The following is a 1413-nucleotide window of genomic DNA, read 5'->3' as shown; positions in this document are numbered from 1 at the left end:
ATGGGGGAGGAAGGAGCGCCAGACGGTGAGGTGGAAGCGGTCGTCGGCCTCGCGGGTCAGCACGATCTGGACGGTGTCGAAGATCGTGCGCGCGCCGGTGCCGATCGCCATGCCCGCGAGATCGCGCGGGCAGCCGGTGGCGATGAGGTCGAGGACGGCCGGCCCTTCGAGCGCCAGCGTGATCTCGCGGTCGGAGACCTCGACGGCGCTGAGCGGCAGGTGCGTCGCGATCTCGGCGAAGGCTTGCGTGAGCGCGTCGCGCTCGCCCTCGGGCGCCTCGACGAGCCATTCGTCGGGGCCGAGGCAGAGCGCGGTGCGCGCGCCGGAGACGGCGCGGGCGCCGATCCGGGACGGCAGCGCGAGGCCGAGGGCGATCGCGGCGGCGCCGGGATCGCCGAGGCGGAGCACGAAGCGCGCGCTCGGCTCGAGCCGCGTGACGGCGACGGGCCGGGTGGCGCGGGCGGGGGTCATCACGTTCATCTCGCTCCTCCTCAGGCGCTGAGCCGGGTGTTCTCGGGGTCGAGGAAGACCGTGCTCCTCACGACCTTCGCGGCGATGGTGCGGTCCGTCATCGGCACGTGCAGCGTCTCGCCGTCGCGGGCGCGGCCGTCGACGACCACCGCCATCGCGATCGACCGGCCGAGCGCCTCGCTCCAGTAGGAGGAGGTGACATGGCCGAGCATCGTCATCGGCTTCGGCTGGTTCGGATCGGCGACGATCTGCGCGCCTTCCTGGAGCACGGTGTTCGGATCCTCGGTCAGGAGGCCCACGAGCTGCTTGCGGCCCTTCGCCACCATGTCGGGACGGATCAGCGAGCGCTTGCCGACGAAGTCGGGCTTGGCCTTGCCGATGGCCCAGGAGAGGCCGGCGTCGTCGGGCGTCAGCGTGCCGTCGGTGTCCTGGCCGACGATGATGTAGCCCTTCTCGGCCCTCAGCACGTGCATCGTCTCGGTGCCGTAGGGGCAGATGTCGTACTTCCGGCCCTCGGCCCAGAGCTTCTCCCAGAGCGCGCGGCCGTGGCGGGCCGGCACGTTCACCTCGAAGCCGAGCTCGCCGGTGAAGGACACGCGGAAGAGCCGCGCCGGGAAGCCCGCGACCGTGCATTCCTGAACCGACATGTGCGGGAAGGCGGCGTCGGAGATGTCGAGCCCCGCGACGAGAGGTTCCAGCAGGTTGCGCGCGTTCGGGCCGTTCAGCGCGATCGTCGCCCACTGCTCGGTCGTGGAGGTGAGCCAGACCTTCAGATCCGGCCATTCGGTCTGGAGGTAGTCCTCCATCATGTTCAGCACGCGCGCCGCGCCGCCGGTCGTCGTGGTGACGTGGAAGCGGTCCCCGGCCATGCGGCCGATCACGCCGTCGTCGCGGATGAACCCGTCCTCGCCGAGCAGCAGGCCGTAGCGGCAGCGCCCGACG

General features: G+C 71.5%; 2 protein-coding genes. Both read right to left on the bottom strand.

All coding sequences use genetic code 11. From position 1 onward, the window contains the following. On the bottom strand, nt 1–480 hold a 480-nt coding region (locus tag FJM51_RS22985), incomplete at its 3' end, for a sarcosine oxidase subunit gamma (protein WP_140456427.1). A gap of 11 nt (nt 481–491) precedes the next feature. Next, on the bottom strand, nt 492–1413 hold a 922-nt coding region (locus FJM51_RS22980; RefSeq protein WP_233713243.1), incomplete at its 5' end, for a glycine cleavage T C-terminal barrel domain-containing protein.

This window comes from Amaricoccus solimangrovi (assembly GCF_006385685.1).
In the GTDB taxonomy this organism is placed as follows: domain Bacteria; phylum Pseudomonadota; class Alphaproteobacteria; order Rhodobacterales; family Rhodobacteraceae; genus Amaricoccus; species Amaricoccus solimangrovi.
Note: the sequence above shows the minus strand (reverse complement) of the source record. Positions and strands in the feature narration are given on the sequence as shown.